This is a genomic window from Bradyrhizobium sp. Leo114 (assembly GCF_055229415.2).
In genome coordinates, this window is sequence record NZ_JBUYEN020000016.1 from 30,050 (window position 1) to 46,678 (window position 16,629).

Consider the following 16,629-nt stretch of genomic DNA (forward strand, 5'->3'; position numbering starts at 1 on the left):
ATGGTTCGCGCCAAAGGATTTGATGAGCGAGACCGCATTCGCGCGGCACCACAACACCTACTTCACTTCTACTGGCGCCGGCCGGACGGGCTGGCCCAGCCGTCTCGCGAAGACAGGAGTCTCGCCATGAAGAAACTATCCCTCCTCTGTATCGCCCTCGCCGTCGGCCTTTCGACCACCGCAGCATTCGCACGCGGCGGCGGAGGCGGCATGGGGCACGGTATGGGTGGCATGGGGATGCACGGAGGCATGCCCATGAGCAGCGGCCTGCCCACAAGCGGCGGCCTGCCGGTGACCGGCGGCGCTTTTGGAACCAGCCCCACCACGCCCGGCACCAACTCGCTCGGAACCGCACTTTCGTCCGAAGGCATCGCCAACGGTCCCCAGAAAGGCCCGCTGCTCGGCACCGATCCCTCGCTCGATCGCGAGGACGCCAAAGTCGACAAGATGATCGGATCGATCTGCCGCGGATGCTGAAGCGGCAGCAAAAGCACCTCGCGGCCCCGCTACACGGACGTTAAGGTTGATCGGTTAGGTTAAGATCAGGCTCGTCTTGAGCTTGGTGGCCGCGATGGTAAGCGAGTTTACCGTACCAGGTTTCCGGCTTATGACCCGACCGGGCTAAATCGAGCTTTCTCTCCGAGAGCCAGGATTGCAGGTGATATCATGTGGAACGGCCGCAAGAACGCAGTTATTGGGCTGAGCGCGCTGTTCGCATTCGTCCTGCTTGAATTGTGCGCGGCAATCGCTGCGATCGGCGCGGTGCTCGAATTGGCCATCGGCATTGACGTGCCGGTTCTGCCGTTCCTCCCGTCAAACGATTAAGGCGTCCCGCACCTAAAGGGAGTGCGCTGCCCCCTCGGTGCTTCGCCGCCACCAGCGTGCAGGCGCAAGCGCCCGTCCCAAAAATTCCTGCAGCCTGACGGTGGCGGCATGATCGGATCCGCTGATTTGACGTGCGATTTGGCAACCACAACCGTTGCTAGCAAAGCCGGATGCCACCTACTATGCTGCGCCCCTGCAAGCCCCGCCGCGATTCCTGAATTCTTTTCTTTGGAGCCATGAATGTTCAGAACGCCTCTGATAATTCTGTCAGCCCTCGCCTCGATGATTGCTTCTGCCGTTGCTCAGCCTGCCTCTCTCACCTGCAGCGGCTCCCTGTTCGATCCGACTGGATCGGCGCCGTCGTCAAAAAGCGTGACGCTTGCCCTCGGTCCGCCGATTTCGATCGACACCGGGAATGGCCCGCAGCGCGCTACGGTCGTCAGCAACAACAGGATTCAACTCAGATTCAAAACCAAGGACTTCACGGGCGAGTATTTCCACTACACCAGTGATCTTTTCCTAATCTACCGATCAGGACATCTTGCGCGGTTGACGTGTCAGCGTTGAGCAAGCAGTGCGGCCTCGGGTGTCATGGAAAGGACCTCATGCCCAAGATCGATATCGCCACTGTCCCGAAACGCAAGGGCTCCGGCTACCCGCCGCCATTCGACGCCGCCTGTGCCGAACGCGTGCGGCAGCGATTGGGCAATGCCGGCGGCCTCACCGACTTCGGGGTCAATCTCATGCACCTGCCGCCGGGCAACTGGTCGAGCCAGCGCCACTGGCACTCGGACGAAGACGAATTCGTCTATGTGCTCGAAGGCGAACTGACGCTGATTGAAGATGGCGGCGATACGGTGCTGCGCGCCGGCGATTGCGCGGCGTTTCCGAAAGGCTCCGGCAACGGCCATCACCTCGTCAACAAGTCGGGCGCAATGGCGGTTTATCTCGAAGTCGGCTCGCGCTCGCCAGCCGACGTCACCATCTGCTCGGACGTCGACATGATGAGCTCCAACGCCGACGGCCGGTTCGTGCACAAGGATGGCACGCCCTATTCCGAGCGGTAGAGGGAAATCGGGGTGGCCCCCATAGCAATTTCAGCGTTTCGCTATTCTCGTGCAGGGATCAGGCTTTGATCATCACACGGGAAAGACCAATGGCTCGCCCCAAATCCGCCGCTCACCTTCTTGAACGAAGCTATCGAGTTACCGAAGCCTCTCACAATTTGGAGACGCAGCGGACCGGCAAAATTGAAGCCACCGGCAACATCCGAAAATTCGCCGTCAATGATGTCGCCACGTAGCGTGCCTCGAAAAACGTTGGCAAAGTTCCGCTCTTTACTCGGTCCAAACCACCAAACAGTATTTCCGCGTTGCGCGACAAAGTAGGTACCTGTGTCGTTACCCTTCCAGATTCCCTTCATACTCCTCGGCCCTGTGCACGATGCATGTGCTTCTACCGAGACCGACAACGTCAGGACAAATCCAACGATAGCAATGCCGATATCCGAGCGCATTTTCTTGCTCCCTACCCACTGACGCAGCAATCGTTCGTATTCGACGGCATAAGAGTAAGCCGCCTCCTCCCGCGTGGATCGTCATCGATTCCATGCGCATTACAGAACGGACGTTATTCCATGGGTCGGGCAGTCGCGCATCGGACGTTCGTCCGACGCCATTCACCTTCCGGTTGCAAAGATTGGAAACGGAGCGCACTCGCCAGATCGCGCGCTCATGGAAGCCCCTCGACCAGCTCTCTCCGGCTGACCCCGAGACTCCCGACAGTGCACAGCAAATCAGCGGGCGGGACGCAGCACGTCGCTCAAATATTTGATTCCACTAATATTTTGGTCGGGGCAGCTGGATTCGAACCAACGACCTGCAGTACCCAAAACTGCCGCGCTACCAGGCTGCGCTATACCCCGAGCAATCCGCAGGCGATGTCGATACACGGTTAGGCGGGCGCCAGCAAGCCGCTCGCCAGGCGCGATGGTGATCCGATCAGGCTGATCGGATCAGCATCGCATCTCTTTGTTGAGCATGATCTTTCCGGAAAACCGGTGCCCACTTTTCCGGATCATGCTCTATTTGCCATTAAACAGCGGGTGGGCCACCCGGTCACCGGGCTGGATGCCGTATTTCTGCGCCGTGCCCGCGACCACCTCCAGCACGCCCTTGGCGAGCCCGCCGGACGAGATGATCTTGGTCGACAATGGCTCGGTATTCTCCGCGATCCGCAGGATGCGGCCGTCGGCGCGGATGAAGATCATGTCCAGCGATACATAGGTGTTCTTCATCCACATCGACACCTGTTGCTCCGGCGAGAAGTCGAACAGCATGCCTTTGCCGTCGGGCAGCTCCTTCCGGTACATCAGCCCCGTCGACTTCTCCTCCTCGGTCGTCGCGAGTTCGACGGAGAAGACGTGCACTCCATTCTTGGTGACGATCTCGAGCGGCTGGACCGTCGCAGCCCTTGCGGCCGGGCTCGCGATCACACCACACAGGAGGGCAAGCGACGCAAACAGGGCAACGAGCAGGCGATGCCCGGTGACACGATCGAAAGTCATGGAAACTGCACTCACGGCAAAATCAAATCGCGCGGAACCTAACCCGAGCACCGCGCCGATGGCCAGAGGGCAAAAACATAACGGGCGCCGTTCGGCTCACGTTTCCGTCAGAGCTTAAGCGGGAAATCAGTGCGACGACAGCGCCGACGGGCCGGTCTCCGGGTGGATCTCCGCGGCCATCATACCCTTGGAGCCGGGCCCGAACCGCACCAGCACATATTGGCCGGGGCGCAGCTCGGTCATGCCGAAGCGGCGCAGCGTTTCCATGTGCACGAAGATGTCGGGTGTCCCTTCACCGCAGGTCAGGAAGCCGAAGCCGCGCAGCCGGTTGAACCACTTCACTTGCGCCCGCTCGAGTCCGCTGGTCGGGGTGACCGTGACATGGGTCCTGGGCGGCAGCATCTGCGCCGGATGGATCGCCGTCGTTTCATCCATCGAGAGGATGCGGAACGCCTGATAGCCCTTGGCGCGCTGCACGCATTCAACCACCACGCGAGCGCCCTCGTAGGCCGTCTGATAGCCGTCACGCCTGAGCACGGTGACGTGCAGAAGCACATCTGGCCAGCCATTGTCTGGGACGACGAAGCCGTAGCCTTTCGAGGCATCGAACCATTTGATGACGCCGGAAATCTCGACGAGGTTGGCGGCATCGCCCAAGCCGGAGAACGCATCCGCCGCCGGATCGCGCGGTGCTCTCTCCGAGTATTCACCCGGCACAAGCCTACCCTGCCCGGCGCCACCTGATGGTGGACCGCCGAGCTTCTTGGACTCAAATCCGTCCGACCCCATGACCCCGGACCCCGCACATCATCTGCAATCCGTCTCTCTGCGACGGTACCTTATCAATGCGTTGTTGCACGACCGCTCATGAACAACGCACGCGAATCTCGAATCAAAAGATAACACTCCCGCTTGAATCGCATAGATAAAAAATGAATCCGGCGGGAACTATGAACAGACTTGCACGACCGCGAATCAATTGAGCGTCAATTGCCCACGAACGGCCCAAGCGTCTCGCCGATGTCGTGACGGATCACGAGATCCGCAATGTCGTCCTGATCGGTCGGCTCGTTGTTGATGATCACAAGCCTGGCACCGCAGTTCTTGGCCATCATCGGAAATCCGGCCGCGGGCCACACCACCAGCGAAGACCCGATCGCAAGGAACAAGTCGCAGTGCTGCGCAAGTTCCGTCGCCCGTCGCATCGCATCCTCCGGCATCGCCTGGCCGAACGAGATGGTTGCGGTCTTGATGGGATCGCCGCAGTCGGTGCAATCGGGCGCACTGCCGTTCTCGTCAAAGCGCTGCTTGACCCACGGCAATTCGTACGCCCTGCCGCAACCGATGCAGCGCGCATAGGTCGTGTTGCCGTGCAGTTCGACCACATGATCCGATTTGAAGCCGCTCATCTGATGCAGGTTGTCGATGTTCTGGGTGACGATCGACGGAATCTTCCCCGCGCGATAGAGCGAGGCGAGCGCGCGATGCCCGCGCCCGGGCTTCGCCGCCATGAAGGTCGGCTCCATCGCAAAGCGCCGGCGCCAGGCCTCGTCGCGCGCGTCGGCACTTGCAACGAATTCGTCGAATGGAATTGGCCGGTTGCGCGTCCACAGCCCGCCGGGCGAGCGGAAGTCGGGAATCCCGCTCTCGGTTGAAATGCCGGCACCAGTGAAGGGAACGATGGTGGAGGCCTCGGCGATCAAATTGCCGAGCGCCTCGACACCGCTGCGCAGATCTTTTGTAATCACGTGAGAAACCCGAGTTGACCGCGCGCACTATAGCACGGCCAACCGGACCGAGGGATCGCACCTAGGATGCGGCTCTCAGGCCGCCTTTGTCACGCCGCCTTGTTTGTCACGCCGCTTTGGCGACCGGCTCCTTCGCCTCGTTCGGCTCCTTCACCTCGTCGCTCTTCTTCGCCTTCGCAACCGGCGCGGCATCGGACTTCTTCACCGGCTTGCCGTATTGGGCAAGCTTCTCCAATTCCGCTTCGAGTTCGGCGCGGCGCGCCGCGACCTTCTCGAACAGCTTGTCGGTCGCGTGCTCGCGCAAGCTTGCGAGTTCTTCGATGCTTAGTGAATCCAGATCGATCTTTGCCATGAACGGCCTCCCCAGTTTCCCCCTTTTTGGCTAGCGGGGCCGCGGAGAAGCGACAAGCAGCGTACGCGCCTTATCCACCGCCTTCGCTGCCCATCATCTCACCACAATCCTGCACCGGCTCCTCCCCATTGGCGCCCCATTGGGGAGGCGAATTCGCCCCCGATGACATTACGATTACAGGGATGGGCCATGATCAAAGCCATGACCGAAGACGCCATGACCGAGAAGGAAGAGCGGCTCGCACGTGAACGCGAAGAGATCGCCGCTCGCATTGCAAGCTTCAAGGCGACCCAGCGAAAGTTCGAACGCGAGCGCCAGGAGTATTACGAGAGCACGCTTGGCAGCGCCTGGCACGGCTATCAGCAGGCACCGATCGAGACCGATTAGGCGCTCGCAGCACAAGTGGAGTCAAAAAGCCCGGGGCGCGTCGCTCCGGGCTTTCTGTTACCAATAAGGATCCCAGTAGGCGCGCCGATAATAAGGGCCGCCCCCGTAGGCGTAAGGACCACCGCCGTAGTAACGTCGATACCCGTAGCCGCCATAATAGGCCGGGTAGTTGTAGTAGCTCGGTCCGTAGTATCCGCCGTAGTAGCCCGGACCGTAACCGTAGTAATAGGGGCTGGACGCTGCGGCAGCGCCCGCAATCAGTGCGCCCGCGGCGAGACCGAATGCCAAGCCCGGACCTGCACCCCGCCAGCCCCAGCCGCCGCCGCGCCAGTACGCCTCGGCCGGCGAGCTCATTGTGGTCGCCCCCAGCGCGGCGACCGTAGCCAAAACTACGAAAGCCTTTTTCATCCTCGCCTCCTTAAGGATTCATCCGCGGCTCCAACGCAGAAATTCCCGATTGGTTGCATCGGGAACCGGCAGGCATATCGCCGCAAACAGCCGTCTTTGCAGCGCTTGGGCCGGGTCCCCGTCTCCCTTCGAGCTATGCAATTCGACCGGACCACCCATGGATTGGCGCAGGAACAAACCACGACCTCCGCGCGTATTGTGGTGCAGAAGGGGTGTGGCCATGCCGGTCTGGCTGGAAATTCTGATCAACATCATCGGCTATGGCGGGTTCATCGCCATCGCGATGTATCACCGCTCCTCTAGCGAGAAATTGCCCGGACAGGATCCGCGCTAATTCGCCTTATGCGGTTCGCCCGCGGTGCGCACCAGGCGGTCGGCCTTCACCAGCACGCGTCCATCGTCCGCCTGCGGCCGCAGCGAAAAGCTGATCGCGACGAAGGCGAGACAAAACAACAGCCCCACCAGCATCACGCGCCGGTGAGTTCGCCTGTCTGCATTGTGGAATGAAGGGATCATCATGGCTCGGGTTCCGCAGCTGATCCCTATGCGCAACCTCCGGTTATCGCAACGCGATCCTGCCCTTAACCTAACTGAATAGCGTTATCGGCTGCCCCGAAAGAGATCGTTAGGAACACGGTGCCGCACGGGCGCCATCCGCTACCTCTCGTCCCCAGCTTATCCGCAGCAAATCCACAGGCCGCCGGACCGGCCTTTGCCAAGCAATTTCCTGATCTTGCTGCGCAGCGATCCACACACGCCCCGCCCCTGCTCGCGATCGGAGATCCCGGACGTTTGGACAACCGAATTCATCCCCATTAACCGCACCTCTTTAGAAAACGTAAATGCGGATCTGGGATTTTTGGGCAGGAGGTTGCCGTCATGGTCATCTACCCCGTCCCTGCCGCGGTGACGCAGGCGAAGGTTCAGCTCGTCATCGACGAGACTGCAAAAGCGCCGCCGCATCAGATCAATGCCGATGTCCAGAGCGTCATCGACGCCCAGACCCACGCCGAACGCGAGGCGCTGCTCGACCGCAAGGCGTGACGGCAAGCGCCTCCGCGTTCTCCTGGCGTGAATGCCGAACCGCGCCAGCGCTTAGTCGTTGGATTTTGGCCCGCCATGATAGCGGTGGGCGTCGGCATCGCTCATTTGCGGTGCCATCTGCTGATCGAACATGTTGAGCGCGTCGTAGGCGCGCTGGTCGGCCGCCGTTTCCTGCCGCGGCGTTGAGGCGTCCGAACGTGCGAACGCCTGTCCGGACGTTGCCGCCACCGCCACGATCGCCGTGGCCAGAATGATGCTTTTCATGGATCTGCTCCTCGCTGCGTACGTCGCCTCGGTTCCGACATGCGCGCGGCGGCATAGGAATGCGATGCAGGCTCAAACGCTTGTGTAAAAAGGTGAGATCAGAACACCAAGCCGTTGCGGCATGCCGCGCGCGGCCTTGAGACCCGTGACAACACTCCGCAGGAACACTTCTGATCGTCAGGAATTGAATGAGCATCAGGAAGTGCCGGTAGGAACACTCCCCCTGCCGCCTACCGGCTAAGAAGCCCCGCGATGCCCCGTCGCGGGGTTTTCTTTTGAACCTCTTTTGCACGCCGACAGACATAGTGGAACTGGGGATTTCAGGGCCCAGTAATTCGCGGCAGCGTCGCCCGGAGAACATACTCCTCTAGGCGGCGCTGTTGCTTTTTGAAAATTCAACCTTAAGTTATCGACTGAAGCTGGCGGCTCGCGCCCTGAATCCCCAGACCGTCAGCCCGAAAGCCCCGTGCCCCCACGCGCGGGGTTTTCTTTTTCGGACTTGTTCTGACTCTTGGGCAATTCACCGGCGCCGCTCACGACAGCGTGGCGATGATCGTCTGCACCTGGTCAGACGCTGACGCGACGAGGCCATCGAATGACGTTTGGCCGTGAGCCGCCGCTCTCAGAATACGTTCGGCCACCGCCGCCTTGACGCCGAACACGGATTGATCGGCGGGAATTTTCGCCATGACCGCTTCCAACGCGGCCCGCATGGTCTCGATGAGTTCAGGACTGTATGGCATAGCGTCCTCCCCGCGCGGCAAGATAGTCGGAGCGCTGTTGCCTGCCACTCACAAGCCCGAGACTCACGACCATGTGTCGTTGCGGGTTTCAATGAATTCGGGCGGAGATCGCTTGCCCGCCTCGCTATCCAAATACCCACCAGATCAGGGGACCACCGAGTCCGACGAGAATGGCGAAACAGAGCGTGAGGCGGCCGATCTTCTGCAGCGTGGTCACCTGCGAGAAGTCCCGGTCAGGCATGCGGCCCAATCGACGCCCCGTCCAATCCAGGGCACGCCCCATCAACCCAGCGACCAGTTCGAACAGATACGGGACAACGCCATCCATGGCCTCACCTTGGCACAGCCAGTGCTTCCACTTTGTTACATGGGAGCCCGTTCGACACCCTGCCCTTCACGGCCTTTTCTGATATCTAGGGCGTGATCCGGAAAATTGGATACCGTTTTTCGAAAGGGTCATTCTCAAGCAAAAAGATCGAGCGGGATGATTAATCATCACCTTGGTCTCGCGAACCGCCCAAACCAGACGCTACAACCCCCCAGAGGGAGCCAACACCATGCGTTATCTCCACACCATGCTGCGCGTGCGCAATCTCGACATCGCGATGAAATTCTACCAGGACGCGCTGGGGCTGAAGGAAGTGCGCCGGATCGACAACGAGAAGGGTCGCTTCACGCTGGTGTTCCTGTGTGCGCCCGAGGATGTCGACCAGTTGAAGAAGCTGCCGAGCACGCGCGGCGCGCCGCTGGTCGAGCTCACCTATAACTGGGACGAGGAGAAATACGGCGAGGACCGCCATTTCGGCCATCTCGCCTACGAGGTCGACGACATCTACGCGACCTGCGATCGGCTGATGAAGCTCGGCATCACCATCAACCGCCCGCCGCGCGACGGCAACATGGCGTTCGTGCGCTCGCCGGATCTGCACTCGATCGAGCTGCTGCAGAAGGGCGATCCGAAGCCCCCGGCCGAGCCGTGGCTGTCGATGCCGAACACCGGCCACTGGTAGCCCTCGCGCAAACACTGCGCGCACGTCAGGTCACAGCATGAGCGCTGCGATCCATAACGGAACGAGCGTGTGGATCGCGCGTTTCCTCACCGATACGAATGGAGGAGGAAACGATGGCAAGAGGACTCTTGCTGTGGCTGCTTGGCGTGCCAATCCCGGTGATCATCCTGTTGTGGCTGTTCTTCGGACACTGATCGCACGCAGCCCACCCAACCCAACAAAATCAGGTGCCGCTCAGCGGGCCTGATTTTTTGTTGGTGCGGGATGATCGGGATCGCGCTTTCTGCTATTCCGCCGCCAACGCAAGAAGGCATGGGAGAAAGACGCGTGGCGGAAAAATATCAACTCACGGTTTGGGGCCGGGCCAACTCGGTCAACGTGAAGAAAGTGCTGTGGTGCCTCAGCGAGCTCGAGCTGCCCTATCACCGCATCGATGCCGGCATGGAGTTCGGCAAGAACGACCAGCCGGACTATCTCGCAATGAACCCCAACGGCCGCGTGCCGACGCTGGTCGACGGCAGCTACACGCTGTGGGAATCCAATTCGATCATGCGCTATCTCTGCCTCGCCTATGGCGAGGGCTCACCGATCTATCCGGCCGCGCCGCGCCAGCGCGCCAGCGTCGATCGCTGGCTCGACTGGACGCTATCGACGCTGCAGCCGGTCGACCGTCCGGTGTTCTGGGCGCTGGTGCGCACACCGCCGGAGAAGCGCGACATGGCCGTGATCCAGAAGGACGCCGATGCCGAAGCCGAGGTGTGGCGGATTGCCGATGCGCAGTTGGCGAGCCGGCGCTTCATCGACGGCGACGGGTTCACCATCGCCGACATCGCGATCGGTGCCTTTGCACGGCGCTGGTTCGGCGTCGAGGGCATCACCAAGCCGAGCCTGTCCAATCTGGAGCGCTGGTTTGCCGAGATTTCCGCACGCCCGGGCTTCGTCCAGTTCCTGGCGCCGCCGTTGTCGTGAGCTGATTTCACAGAGCGTTTTCGAGCGAAGCATGCCCTCGGACTTGATCCGAGGGTGGGCACCGGTTCGCGTGAAGAAAACAAACAAAGAATCTAGAGCTTCGTTTTCGATTCAATCAGAACCGAAGCTCTAACGCCCGCCGATCGAGACGCCGCCGCCAATGTCGATGGCGCCGCCGATCTTGATGCAGGTGTCGGAACCCTCGATCCTGACGAAGCCCGCGCCGTATTCTGCGCACGCATTGGGCCGTGCGCCTCTCTTCAGCGGGAGCGGCTTTGCGGAAGCCGTTGCTTTGCCGGACTTGGTTCGATGAGGCTGCTCCGCGAGTGCGATTGCCGGCAGCAGCGCGAGGACGAGGATCAGCGTCTTTCGCATCGGGCCTTTTAACGCGCGAAGGCGGGAACTGCTAGCTCACGAACTTGACGCCCACCGTCCTGCCGCGGCGCCACACCACCTCGCAGGGCCGTCCGGTGCGGGTGTCGCGCGAGAACGCCAGGCGCAATTTTCCAGGCAGCGTGTTGGGATCGTCGATCGTGATCTTGGCGCCGGTGGACGACATGTCCTGCACCACGCAGGGCCGCGCGGCGAATCCGCCCTCCAGCGTGATCCACCCGGGCTGGTGCATCGATTTGCGCGCCTCGCGCTTCTTGCGGCTGAACGCCATGGCCGACGCCTACGGCACCAGGCTTTACAAAGCGTTGCGAAACACCCGCGGTTTTTCGGGTATCGGCGCCTGTGCTGATCGATCCGGGGACGGCTGCAAAAAGGGCCGTCCTGCGGCTTGCCCCCCCATCCAATCACCACTATACGTTCGCTCCGTCGCCGCCAGTAACCGTCGGCGGCCGATCTGGCATATCCCGCGGCTAACGCATTGATTTGCCGATTGTTTTGCTCCCTTCGTCTATCGGTCAGGACGCCACCCTTTCACGGTGGAGAGAGCGGTTCGATTCCGCTAGGGAGCGCCAAAAGCCAATAAAATCAAAGAGATAGCCGGACAGGTTAGCCAAGGCGGTTAGCCGCGACCCTTCGGAAGCGCGGCTCCAGTTCCTAGTCTACTCAGCACGTCACACCGCAAGCGCTAGCGGCTTGCCGCCGGTAGCCGCGAAGCTCATTTTCAGATGATCGGCGCCAAGTCACGCGAGACCATTCGGCGCGTCCGTGCGCGCCGCCGCCGAGCAGGCCGCCGAAGCACGCCAGCGCGCCGATCGGCTCGCCTGTGAAGCCTGGAACAAGCGCATGCTGGCGTTCCAGGGCCCGGCGCAGCCTTCGCCCGCCCTCGGCGACGCACTCGACGCCGGCTACACCTATCTCGAGGTGAAGTGTCTCGGCTGCGAGACGCACCAGACGGTCGCCCTCGATATCGTGCGCCGGCCGAAGACGACGCCGATCCATGAGCTTGAGCGCTACATGCGCTGCAAGCTGTGCTCCGAGGAGCGAGGCTATCCCTACAAGCGCAGCCACCTCGCGGCGCTGCGGCCGACGAAGATATCCGCGCAGGATCCGCCGTCGACCTGCTGGCCGGGTGAACGCTGAACGATCGGAAAGTCCTATGGTCACCCGGTTGGCAAGAGTGGACTCTCAAGCTCCCTTTCTGTTGGCCACGTCGTGAGAATGGCACCGCTCGGCCGAATTACTGCGAGAAGAAATTGGGAACGAACGCTCGCGTCACGATTTTAGAAGGTGTGAGACCGCCACTCGCCGTTAAACTACACGGCGCATATCGCGGATAGCCAAAGGTCACAAAGACCCGCTGTTTCAGAACAAGCGCTCGCGCAGATAGCCAAAAGCGGCGGTCTCCGGTTCCATTCGGAATTGCCAGCGGTACTCGCTAGCGGAGGGCTAGTTGGTGCCGGGTTTCTGTTGGTTTTCTTATGCCGAGCTTCGCCATGCGCAACCCCATCGACCTCGACCACAAACACAGCCGCGCCATTGTTCGAGAGATCGGCGAGAGATTGCGTACGTTGCTAAAACCAGAGCCTGAATTGCCACCGAGCGTCAGAACGCAAATCAACCGGCTCAGACAATTGGAAAATCAGGCACCATCGATCATTCCAGCCGCCGAGCATTGGGGCAAGCCGGGCCGTTAAGCTGCGTTGGGGCAGCACCAACGACTCGGCGGAACGGGGGCCAGCAATGCCATCGGTTAAGCTTCGTGCATCAAAAATTTTGAATGAATTCGGTGAGGCACAATCCGAACTGATCGGCATCGCCGTCGTCCTCACGAACGGAAAGGCCGGCGAGGTCGAGAACGTTTGGTTAGATGAGTTGCACGGGCTGCGGATTTCCATCAAAGGCCATGATGGGAAATGGCCCGTCTCAACCATCAAATTCCCGGAAGACTAGTCTAACAACGGCCCTTTGTGGGACGCGCTCCCTGACATTGTCGCCCTTCGTCATTGTCCTCGCATTGCGCTCGGCTGAGTTCTTCGGCGAGCCCGATGAGAAGCCCTTCGGGCCCGCGGATGTAGCAGAGCCGATACGCATCTTTATACTGAACGACTTCGCCGATAAGCTGCGCGCCGCGATTGCGGAGCCTTTCAAGCGTCTCATCGATGTCGTCCACGGCGAACATGACGCGGAGGTAGCCTAGAGCGTTAACCGGCGTTACGGTGATCCGCAGCGGGAGGCGGCGTGAGGAAGCGGATAGCTCGAGCCGGCCGAGGCCGTCCGGCGTGCGCATCATGGCGATCTCGACGCGCTGATCGCCCAGTCCAGTGACACGTCCGGCCAATTCTCCTTCGCTCGTGGCTCGCCCTTCGAGCTGAAGCCCGAGCTCGCGAAAGAAATCCCCGAGGTCATCGACGAGGATTCCTACGTTGTCCATCCGTTTGAGCGCCATGTGGCCAATCTAGCAGGTGTCGCCTAGGCCGCAAACCGATACGACAAACGCGCCGACAATTTCCTTGCTGCCATCAGAACATTCCGATCAGGATGAAGACGCTGACCCGATTAAAAACGTGGTCGACGTGATGGCAACTGTCAGGAACACATCGCCGGCTGAGAAAGGATTCATTATCACCTCGCATCCGGCGAAGCCCCCCATCAATGCGCATGGGCTACAAAGGTTTCGGTTCCAGACATGGAAGATGCGAGCGGCAGACCTATCGCATTTCGAGCTCTTTGATTGCCAGAGCCGAAATTTGTGCGGGGTCCTTGATGCCGGATTGCGCGATCTTGATGATGTTTCTCGCGATCATTTCCGTTAGAGGATCATCGCGATCCTTGACTTTTAGCGTCTGCAACGCGCGCTCATAAGCCGCTGTGATGCGGCTGAACTTTTCCGGCTCCACGACGGAGCTTTGCAACAGTCGATAGATGGCCAATTCTCACCGCCCAAGCCCCGCCGGGGGAAGCACAGGAACCTTGTACACGGTCGAAGAACTACGGACGCTATTGTGTCACGACCTATCAGGAAGCGATCCGCGCATTATTCCGGGCAGTCAATCGGTACATTGGACAGACTAGCGGCATGGAAAAGGAGCGGTCCCGGCTGGGGGCAATGCTGAGACCGCTCCTCTCGGGACATGACACGAGGCCGTCACACATGTCGGTGCAAGCGGCCGCGGGCACTCCCCGTCGCCGGCATGGCGCTGAGCTTCAGAACTTCACGCATGCTTGCGCCGCCGCTTGACCAACCAATAGACGCCATAGCCGACAGCGAGCATCGGGAGACCGGCGCCGGCGATTGGACCAGGGGCTCCGTCGACGCGGTGACCGGGCGGGTCTCGGCCGGGGGCGTTCTCGCAATTCCCGCCGCCGTTGCAGGCATTCGCAGGCGGGGCAGTCATGATCAAAGCTAGGGCAAAAAAAGCAGCGAGAATCGCAGATACAATCTTCACAGATACCTCCTGCATTCTGACCAATTCAAACTGTGTAATTAAATATGACATTTAACAATTAAATATGTTAGTTTATTAAATTTGTTGGTTGCAATAAACCGAATGTTCGCAGAAATGCGCGGAAGGCGGAATATGGCCAATTTGAAACCGATCAGTTGCCCCCTTTGCGGGGCTGAGGCCCAAGACATTACCGTTGCGACGTTCGATGGACGGACGATCTGTTGCGGCTTCTGCGGCGACTATGATGTCTCCGGCACGGTGTTCGAGGCTGGGCTGCTTGACAGGTTGGATCGCAGAAGAAGGTTGGATGCGCTCGAAAGAGCGAAGGGCTCCGCTCCCTCGGGCAAGCGCCCAATGATAACAAGCCACGATCTTTAGCAGACATGCCGACCGCGCCCGCCGATCTCTTCCTCCGCCCACCGTAATCGGCGGCGACCATGTGGTCATCTGGGATGGCTTCTCGATCCGGCGTATCTACAGGAACGTACCGCAGCAGCCAGACCATCGCGGTAGCTGTGCGGACCTCGAGAGGGCCAAGGCAGTTTTCAAGGCGACTTGGCTGCGAGTGCACCAGCCGCTGAGCGATGAGGACGTTGCGGAGGCCTGCAGGATCTCGCAGGATCGAATGGGCACAAGAGATGAGGTGCAGGTCGAAGACTATCCACATTCGTGGAGGGTCATGGCCCTCTCGCAAGTGCCGTTTCGCGCCTTCAATGGTTGCGCTAATTTACCAACCGCGGCGGGGCTAGGTCCGCAGGTGTTCGAATGCACATGTCGCGCGCGAGCTTTTTGTTGGCAATTCTTGTCTTGACCGCGACGTATCTGCTTGGAGCGTACAGCGGTCGCCATGACTTTTTTCCCTTTCCGGTTCTTCACGCGATGAAATCTCGGACGGCTCCCGACCGCTACACATTTGACCAGGCGGGACGGCTGGCATCCGGCGATCAAAAGAAAGCTATTGCCTGCCCGCAGCAGACGGAACGTACGGCCGTGCTGTTGCTAGTCGGACAGTCCAACGCCGGGAATCACGCGGGGCAGCGGTTCCGCTCGGAACACGGGGAGAGGGTCGTCAATTTCTTCGATGGACAATGCTATGCGGCCGCGTCACCCCTGCTGGGATCTGACGGCATCAGCGGAGAATATTGGACCCAGCTTGGCAACCTTCTGCTGGATCGTGGATCGTTCGACCAGGTCGTCCTGGCTCCGGTGGCCGTAACCGGCTCTGAGGTCTCCCGCTGGGCGCTGGGTGGCGATCTGAACGGAATCATGATCGGCACCACGAGTCAGCTGCAGCAGCGAGGCTATGTTGTGACGCACGTCCTCTGGGTCCAAGGTGAGATCGACTACGTGGTGGGAACGAACGAGAAGGATTACCGCGATCGCTTCCTGTCGCTGGTCACCTCGTTGAGATCTCACGGCGTCGGTGCGCCGGTATACGTTGCCATTGCGACCAAGTGTTTATCGGCAAGCAACGGAGGAACACGCTTCCACTCTGCCGAAAACCCGGTGGCGCGCGCTCAGTTGGGCCTTCCCGATGGCAGCGCTGATCTGAGAAGGGGAGTTAACTTAGACGCCTTGCTTGGTGATCTGGATCGGTACGACGATTGCCATTTCGGCTCTTTGGGAGAGCAGAAGGTCGCGAGAGCCTGGGCAGACCTGCTCTCGACCGCCCGCTGAGCCGGCGCCAAGAAACTGCGATCGGTGAGGCGATGAGGAGCAGCGTGCTTTCACGGAATCGGCTTAGATTGTCGAGTGGCAATTCGGACACGAGGAACGGCCCCGCGCCACCGGGTAACCGCCTTTCAAATTGGAAACTACGGCCACACTGCTGTGGCGCGATTTCATGACTAGGACGCTTCTATCGCTCTCGCCTCCGTCGCAGCGGCTGCCATCCGGCTCTGTTCCACCTCGCACGAATAGACCTCGGCGTGCTCGATGTTGTCGTGCCCGCGCATATCCATAAGCTGCCGAGATCATCAAAATATGCGCCGCTGCTCGATCGCCTCGAGCAGAAGCTTGCCGCGATCAAACGCCGACGACCCGGTCAGCCGTGCGCCGGCGCCTTCACTTCCTACGGTCTGTAGGTGCCGGAGTCGTCGCCGCCGACCAATCCGCCCCGGTTGTTCGGGCCGCCGCCTGCACCGCGGCTCCAACCGTAGCTGCTCCCACCGTAGTTGTTCCAACCGGGGTTGTTCCAGCCGTAATTGCTCCCATTATAGTTCATAGAGGGCTGCGTCCGGGCGTAACTACCGGAATGCGTGCTGGCGCCTGACTTATGATGCTTCGTGTATGCAAGTGCGAACGTACTTGAGAGCGCGAACACAGAAGCCAGTGCTATCGTCGCAAGTTTCATGGTCGTTCTCCCTTGGGTTAGCAAATTCAATGCGCCCCCCCGTCTAGGACGGCGTACGCAGCGCGCGCATCCGCCTCGCAAGAGGATGTCGGAACTGGCGTGTCTGCCTATGCATGTTCGG

At 60.5% G+C, this 16,629-nt stretch carries 27 protein-coding genes and 2 tRNA genes; 13 read left to right on the forward strand and 16 right to left on the reverse strand.

The annotated features are described in order from the left end of the window. The first annotated feature begins 126 nt into the window (after positions 1 to 126). The 4 genes from ACZIRK_RS20385 to ACZIRK_RS20400 all read left to right on the forward strand — a co-directional run bounded on the left by ACZIRK_RS20385 (position 127) and on the right by ACZIRK_RS20400 (position 1,892). Positions 127 to 477 carry a hypothetical protein gene (locus tag ACZIRK_RS20385; protein ID WP_028166795.1) on the forward strand — a complete coding sequence of 117 codons (351 nt, stop codon included), beginning with the start codon at positions 127 to 129 and terminating at the stop codon, positions 475 to 477. Between the two features lie 189 nt (positions 478 to 666). Beyond that, on the forward strand, positions 667 to 825 hold the full coding sequence (locus ACZIRK_RS20390) for a hypothetical protein (protein WP_165435192.1): 159 nt from the start codon (positions 667 to 669) through the stop codon (positions 823 to 825). A 240-nt stretch (positions 826 to 1,065) separates the two neighbouring features. Further along, positions 1,066 to 1,392, forward strand: coding sequence for a hypothetical protein (locus ACZIRK_RS20395; protein WP_130225702.1), 327 nt, complete (start codon positions 1,066 to 1,068; stop codon positions 1,390 to 1,392). Positions 1,393 to 1,430: 38 nt separating this feature from the next. Continuing rightward, positions 1,431 to 1,892, forward strand: a complete 462-nt coding sequence (locus tag ACZIRK_RS20400) for a cupin domain-containing protein (RefSeq protein WP_130225701.1) — start codon at positions 1,431 to 1,433, stop codon at positions 1,890 to 1,892. A gap of 41 nt (positions 1,893 to 1,933) precedes the next feature. Here the strand turns inward: ACZIRK_RS20400 and ACZIRK_RS20405 are convergent, their stop codons facing one another. From ACZIRK_RS20405 to ACZIRK_RS20430, 6 genes are all read right to left on the reverse strand, one after another. Then, entirely contained in the window at positions 1,934 to 2,341 is a 408-nt protein-coding gene (locus tag ACZIRK_RS20405) for a hypothetical protein (RefSeq protein WP_130225700.1), read from the reverse strand. Between the two features lie 331 nt (positions 2,342 to 2,672). Beyond that, a tRNA-Pro gene (locus tag ACZIRK_RS20410) sits at positions 2,673 to 2,749 on the reverse strand. Positions 2,750 to 2,908: 159 nt separating this feature from the next. Further along, positions 2,909 to 3,391: a DUF192 domain-containing protein gene (locus ACZIRK_RS20415; protein WP_463328034.1), complete on the reverse strand. Its 483-nt coding sequence runs from the start codon at positions 3,389 to 3,391 to the stop codon at positions 2,909 to 2,911. Between the two features lie 126 nt (positions 3,392 to 3,517). Next, positions 3,518 to 4,180: a cold-shock protein gene (locus tag ACZIRK_RS20420; protein ID WP_130225698.1), complete on the reverse strand. Its 663-nt coding sequence runs from the start codon at positions 4,178 to 4,180 to the stop codon at positions 3,518 to 3,520. 197 nt (positions 4,181 to 4,377) lie between these two features. Further along, a complete protein-coding gene (locus ACZIRK_RS20425; RefSeq protein WP_130225697.1) occupies positions 4,378 to 5,139 on the reverse strand; it encodes an SIR2 family NAD-dependent protein deacylase in 762 nt (253 codons plus the stop codon). Positions 5,140 to 5,245: 106 nt separating this feature from the next. Continuing rightward, positions 5,246 to 5,491: a hypothetical protein gene (locus tag ACZIRK_RS20430; protein WP_028168571.1), complete on the reverse strand. Its 246-nt coding sequence runs from the start codon at positions 5,489 to 5,491 to the stop codon at positions 5,246 to 5,248. Between the two features lie 189 nt (positions 5,492 to 5,680). On the opposite strand from ACZIRK_RS20430, the gene ACZIRK_RS20435 reads away from it, so the two are divergent. After that, a complete protein-coding gene (locus ACZIRK_RS20435) occupies positions 5,681 to 5,878 on the forward strand; it encodes a hypothetical protein (RefSeq protein ID WP_130225696.1) in 198 nt (65 codons plus the stop codon). A 57-nt stretch (positions 5,879 to 5,935) separates the two neighbouring features. On the opposite strand, the gene ACZIRK_RS20440 is transcribed toward ACZIRK_RS20435, so the two are convergent. Next, positions 5,936 to 6,286 carry a hypothetical protein gene (locus ACZIRK_RS20440; RefSeq protein ID WP_456641573.1) on the reverse strand — a complete coding sequence of 117 codons (351 nt, stop codon included), beginning with the start codon at positions 6,284 to 6,286 and terminating at the stop codon, positions 5,936 to 5,938. A gap of 330 nt (positions 6,287 to 6,616) precedes the next feature. Then, a complete protein-coding gene (locus tag ACZIRK_RS20445; RefSeq protein ID WP_130225694.1) occupies positions 6,617 to 6,805 on the reverse strand; it encodes a hypothetical protein in 189 nt (62 codons plus the stop codon). A gap of 360 nt (positions 6,806 to 7,165) precedes the next feature. Here ACZIRK_RS20445 and ACZIRK_RS20450 point away from each other — a divergent pair, with 360 nt between their 5' ends. Next, on the forward strand, positions 7,166 to 7,330 hold the full coding sequence (locus ACZIRK_RS20450) for a hypothetical protein (RefSeq protein ID WP_155255576.1): 165 nt from the start codon (positions 7,166 to 7,168) through the stop codon (positions 7,328 to 7,330). 51 nt (positions 7,331 to 7,381) lie between these two features. Here ACZIRK_RS20450 and ACZIRK_RS20455 read toward each other — a convergent pair whose 3' ends face one another. The 3 genes from ACZIRK_RS20455 to ACZIRK_RS20465 all read right to left on the reverse strand — a co-directional run bounded on the left by ACZIRK_RS20455 (position 7,382) and on the right by ACZIRK_RS20465 (position 8,665). After that, positions 7,382 to 7,594 carry a hypothetical protein gene (locus tag ACZIRK_RS20455; RefSeq protein WP_028168574.1) on the reverse strand — a complete coding sequence of 71 codons (213 nt, stop codon included), beginning with the start codon at positions 7,592 to 7,594 and terminating at the stop codon, positions 7,382 to 7,384. Between the two features lie 533 nt (positions 7,595 to 8,127). After that, complete coding sequence (locus ACZIRK_RS20460) at positions 8,128 to 8,337, reverse strand: hypothetical protein (protein ID WP_130225693.1); 210 nt, start codon at positions 8,335 to 8,337, stop codon at positions 8,128 to 8,130. Between the two features lie 124 nt (positions 8,338 to 8,461). Continuing rightward, the gene (locus ACZIRK_RS20465; RefSeq protein ID WP_130225692.1) at positions 8,462 to 8,665 is read right to left on the reverse strand and encodes a hypothetical protein; all 204 of its coding nucleotides are present in this window, start codon (positions 8,663 to 8,665) and stop codon (positions 8,462 to 8,464) included. Positions 8,666 to 8,894: 229 nt separating this feature from the next. Here ACZIRK_RS20465 and ACZIRK_RS20470 point away from each other — a divergent pair, with 229 nt between their 5' ends. Then, on the forward strand, positions 8,895 to 9,347 hold the full coding sequence (locus ACZIRK_RS20470; protein ID WP_130225691.1) for a VOC family protein: 453 nt from the start codon (positions 8,895 to 8,897) through the stop codon (positions 9,345 to 9,347). A gap of 312 nt (positions 9,348 to 9,659) precedes the next feature. Further along, positions 9,660 to 10,316, forward strand: a complete 657-nt coding sequence (locus ACZIRK_RS20475; RefSeq protein ID WP_130225690.1) for a glutathione S-transferase family protein — start codon at positions 9,660 to 9,662, stop codon at positions 10,314 to 10,316. A gap of 129 nt (positions 10,317 to 10,445) precedes the next feature. Here the strand turns inward: ACZIRK_RS20475 and ACZIRK_RS20480 are convergent, their stop codons facing one another. Further along, on the reverse strand, positions 10,446 to 10,691 hold the full coding sequence (locus tag ACZIRK_RS20480; protein ID WP_130225689.1) for a porin: 246 nt from the start codon (positions 10,689 to 10,691) through the stop codon (positions 10,446 to 10,448). Between the two features lie 31 nt (positions 10,692 to 10,722). Beyond that, positions 10,723 to 10,980, reverse strand: a complete 258-nt coding sequence (locus tag ACZIRK_RS20485; RefSeq protein ID WP_028168579.1) for a PilZ domain-containing protein — start codon at positions 10,978 to 10,980, stop codon at positions 10,723 to 10,725. A 226-nt stretch (positions 10,981 to 11,206) separates the two neighbouring features. On the opposite strand from ACZIRK_RS20485, the gene ACZIRK_RS20490 reads away from it, so the two are divergent. The 4 genes from ACZIRK_RS20490 (at position 11,207) to ACZIRK_RS20505 (ending at position 12,659) form a co-directional block, all read left to right on the forward strand. Then, a tRNA-Glu gene (locus ACZIRK_RS20490) sits at positions 11,207 to 11,281 on the forward strand. 193 nt (positions 11,282 to 11,474) lie between these two features. Next, positions 11,475 to 11,849, forward strand: coding sequence for a hypothetical protein (locus ACZIRK_RS20495; protein WP_130225688.1), 375 nt, complete (start codon positions 11,475 to 11,477; stop codon positions 11,847 to 11,849). A 353-nt stretch (positions 11,850 to 12,202) separates the two neighbouring features. Next, positions 12,203 to 12,403 (forward strand): hypothetical protein, encoded by a 201-nt coding sequence (locus ACZIRK_RS20500; RefSeq protein ID WP_245474690.1) that lies wholly within the window; start codon positions 12,203 to 12,205, stop codon positions 12,401 to 12,403. A gap of 46 nt (positions 12,404 to 12,449) precedes the next feature. Then, positions 12,450 to 12,659, forward strand: coding sequence for a PRC-barrel domain containing protein (locus ACZIRK_RS20505; protein ID WP_130225686.1), 210 nt, complete (start codon positions 12,450 to 12,452; stop codon positions 12,657 to 12,659). Position 12,660: 1 nt separating this feature from the next. Here the strand turns inward: ACZIRK_RS20505 and ACZIRK_RS20510 are convergent, their stop codons facing one another. Together ACZIRK_RS20510 and ACZIRK_RS20515 are read right to left on the reverse strand one after the other, a co-directional pair. Next, positions 12,661 to 13,155, reverse strand: a complete 495-nt coding sequence (locus tag ACZIRK_RS20510; protein ID WP_349645068.1) for a VOC family protein — start codon at positions 13,153 to 13,155, stop codon at positions 12,661 to 12,663. Between the two features lie 262 nt (positions 13,156 to 13,417). Next, positions 13,418 to 13,639, reverse strand: a complete 222-nt coding sequence (locus ACZIRK_RS20515; protein ID WP_130225685.1) for a hypothetical protein — start codon at positions 13,637 to 13,639, stop codon at positions 13,418 to 13,420. 1,281 nt (positions 13,640 to 14,920) lie between these two features. Between ACZIRK_RS20515 and ACZIRK_RS20520 the strand changes: the two genes are divergently transcribed. Then, entirely contained in the window at positions 14,921 to 15,832 is a 912-nt protein-coding gene (locus tag ACZIRK_RS20520) for a sialate O-acetylesterase (protein WP_463328035.1), read from the forward strand. 394 nt (positions 15,833 to 16,226) lie between these two features. Here the strand turns inward: ACZIRK_RS20520 and ACZIRK_RS20525 are convergent, their stop codons facing one another. Further along, positions 16,227 to 16,379, reverse strand: coding sequence for a hypothetical protein (locus tag ACZIRK_RS20525; protein WP_165435190.1), 153 nt, complete (start codon positions 16,377 to 16,379; stop codon positions 16,227 to 16,229). Positions 16,380 to 16,629: the final 250 nt, after the last annotated feature.

Excerpts from the sequence above, each read along its gene's own strand:
- ACZIRK_RS20385 (WP_028166795.1), top strand. The coding sequence starts at position 127 with ATGAAGAAACTATCCCTCCTCTGTATCGCCCTCGCCGTCGGCCTTTCG.
- ACZIRK_RS20390 (WP_165435192.1), top strand. The coding sequence starts at position 667 with ATGTGGAACGGCCGCAAGAACGCAGTTATTGGGCTGAGCGCGCTGTTC.
- ACZIRK_RS20395 (WP_130225702.1), top strand. The coding sequence starts at position 1,066 with ATGTTCAGAACGCCTCTGATAATTCTGTCAGCCCTCGCCTCGATGATT.
- ACZIRK_RS20400 (WP_130225701.1), top strand. The coding sequence starts at position 1,431 with ATGCCCAAGATCGATATCGCCACTGTCCCGAAACGCAAGGGCTCCGGC.
- ACZIRK_RS20405 (WP_130225700.1), bottom strand. The coding sequence starts at position 2,341 with ATGCGCTCGGATATCGGCATTGCTATCGTTGGATTTGTCCTGACGTTG.
- ACZIRK_RS20415 (WP_463328034.1), bottom strand. The coding sequence starts at position 3,391 with ATGACTTTCGATCGTGTCACCGGGCATCGCCTGCTCGTTGCCCTGTTT.
- ACZIRK_RS20420 (WP_130225698.1), bottom strand. The coding sequence starts at position 4,180 with ATGGGGTCGGACGGATTTGAGTCCAAGAAGCTCGGCGGTCCACCATCA.
- ACZIRK_RS20430 (WP_028168571.1), bottom strand. The coding sequence starts at position 5,491 with ATGGCAAAGATCGATCTGGATTCACTAAGCATCGAAGAACTCGCAAGC.
- ACZIRK_RS20435 (WP_130225696.1), top strand. The coding sequence starts at position 5,681 with ATGATCAAAGCCATGACCGAAGACGCCATGACCGAGAAGGAAGAGCGG.
- ACZIRK_RS20440 (WP_456641573.1), bottom strand. The coding sequence starts at position 6,286 with ATGAAAAAGGCTTTCGTAGTTTTGGCTACGGTCGCCGCGCTGGGGGCG.
- ACZIRK_RS20445 (WP_130225694.1), bottom strand. The coding sequence starts at position 6,805 with ATGATGATCCCTTCATTCCACAATGCAGACAGGCGAACTCACCGGCGC.
- ACZIRK_RS20450 (WP_155255576.1), top strand. The coding sequence starts at position 7,166 with ATGGTCATCTACCCCGTCCCTGCCGCGGTGACGCAGGCGAAGGTTCAG.
- ACZIRK_RS20455 (WP_028168574.1), bottom strand. The coding sequence starts at position 7,594 with ATGAAAAGCATCATTCTGGCCACGGCGATCGTGGCGGTGGCGGCAACG.
- ACZIRK_RS20460 (WP_130225693.1), bottom strand. The coding sequence starts at position 8,337 with ATGCCATACAGTCCTGAACTCATCGAGACCATGCGGGCCGCGTTGGAA.
- ACZIRK_RS20465 (WP_130225692.1), bottom strand. The coding sequence starts at position 8,665 with ATGGATGGCGTTGTCCCGTATCTGTTCGAACTGGTCGCTGGGTTGATG.
- ACZIRK_RS20470 (WP_130225691.1), top strand. The coding sequence starts at position 8,895 with ATGCGTTATCTCCACACCATGCTGCGCGTGCGCAATCTCGACATCGCG.
- ACZIRK_RS20475 (WP_130225690.1), top strand. The coding sequence starts at position 9,660 with ATGGGAGAAAGACGCGTGGCGGAAAAATATCAACTCACGGTTTGGGGC.
- ACZIRK_RS20480 (WP_130225689.1), bottom strand. The coding sequence starts at position 10,691 with ATGCGAAAGACGCTGATCCTCGTCCTCGCGCTGCTGCCGGCAATCGCA.
- ACZIRK_RS20485 (WP_028168579.1), bottom strand. The coding sequence starts at position 10,980 with ATGGCGTTCAGCCGCAAGAAGCGCGAGGCGCGCAAATCGATGCACCAG.
- ACZIRK_RS20500 (WP_245474690.1), top strand. The coding sequence starts at position 12,203 with ATGCGCAACCCCATCGACCTCGACCACAAACACAGCCGCGCCATTGTT.
- ACZIRK_RS20505 (WP_130225686.1), top strand. The coding sequence starts at position 12,450 with ATGCCATCGGTTAAGCTTCGTGCATCAAAAATTTTGAATGAATTCGGT.
- ACZIRK_RS20510 (WP_349645068.1), bottom strand. The coding sequence starts at position 13,155 with ATGGCGCTCAAACGGATGGACAACGTAGGAATCCTCGTCGATGACCTC.
- ACZIRK_RS20520 (WP_463328035.1), top strand. The coding sequence starts at position 14,921 with ATGCACATGTCGCGCGCGAGCTTTTTGTTGGCAATTCTTGTCTTGACC.
- ACZIRK_RS20525 (WP_165435190.1), bottom strand. The coding sequence starts at position 16,379 with ATGAACTATAATGGGAGCAATTACGGCTGGAACAACCCCGGTTGGAAC.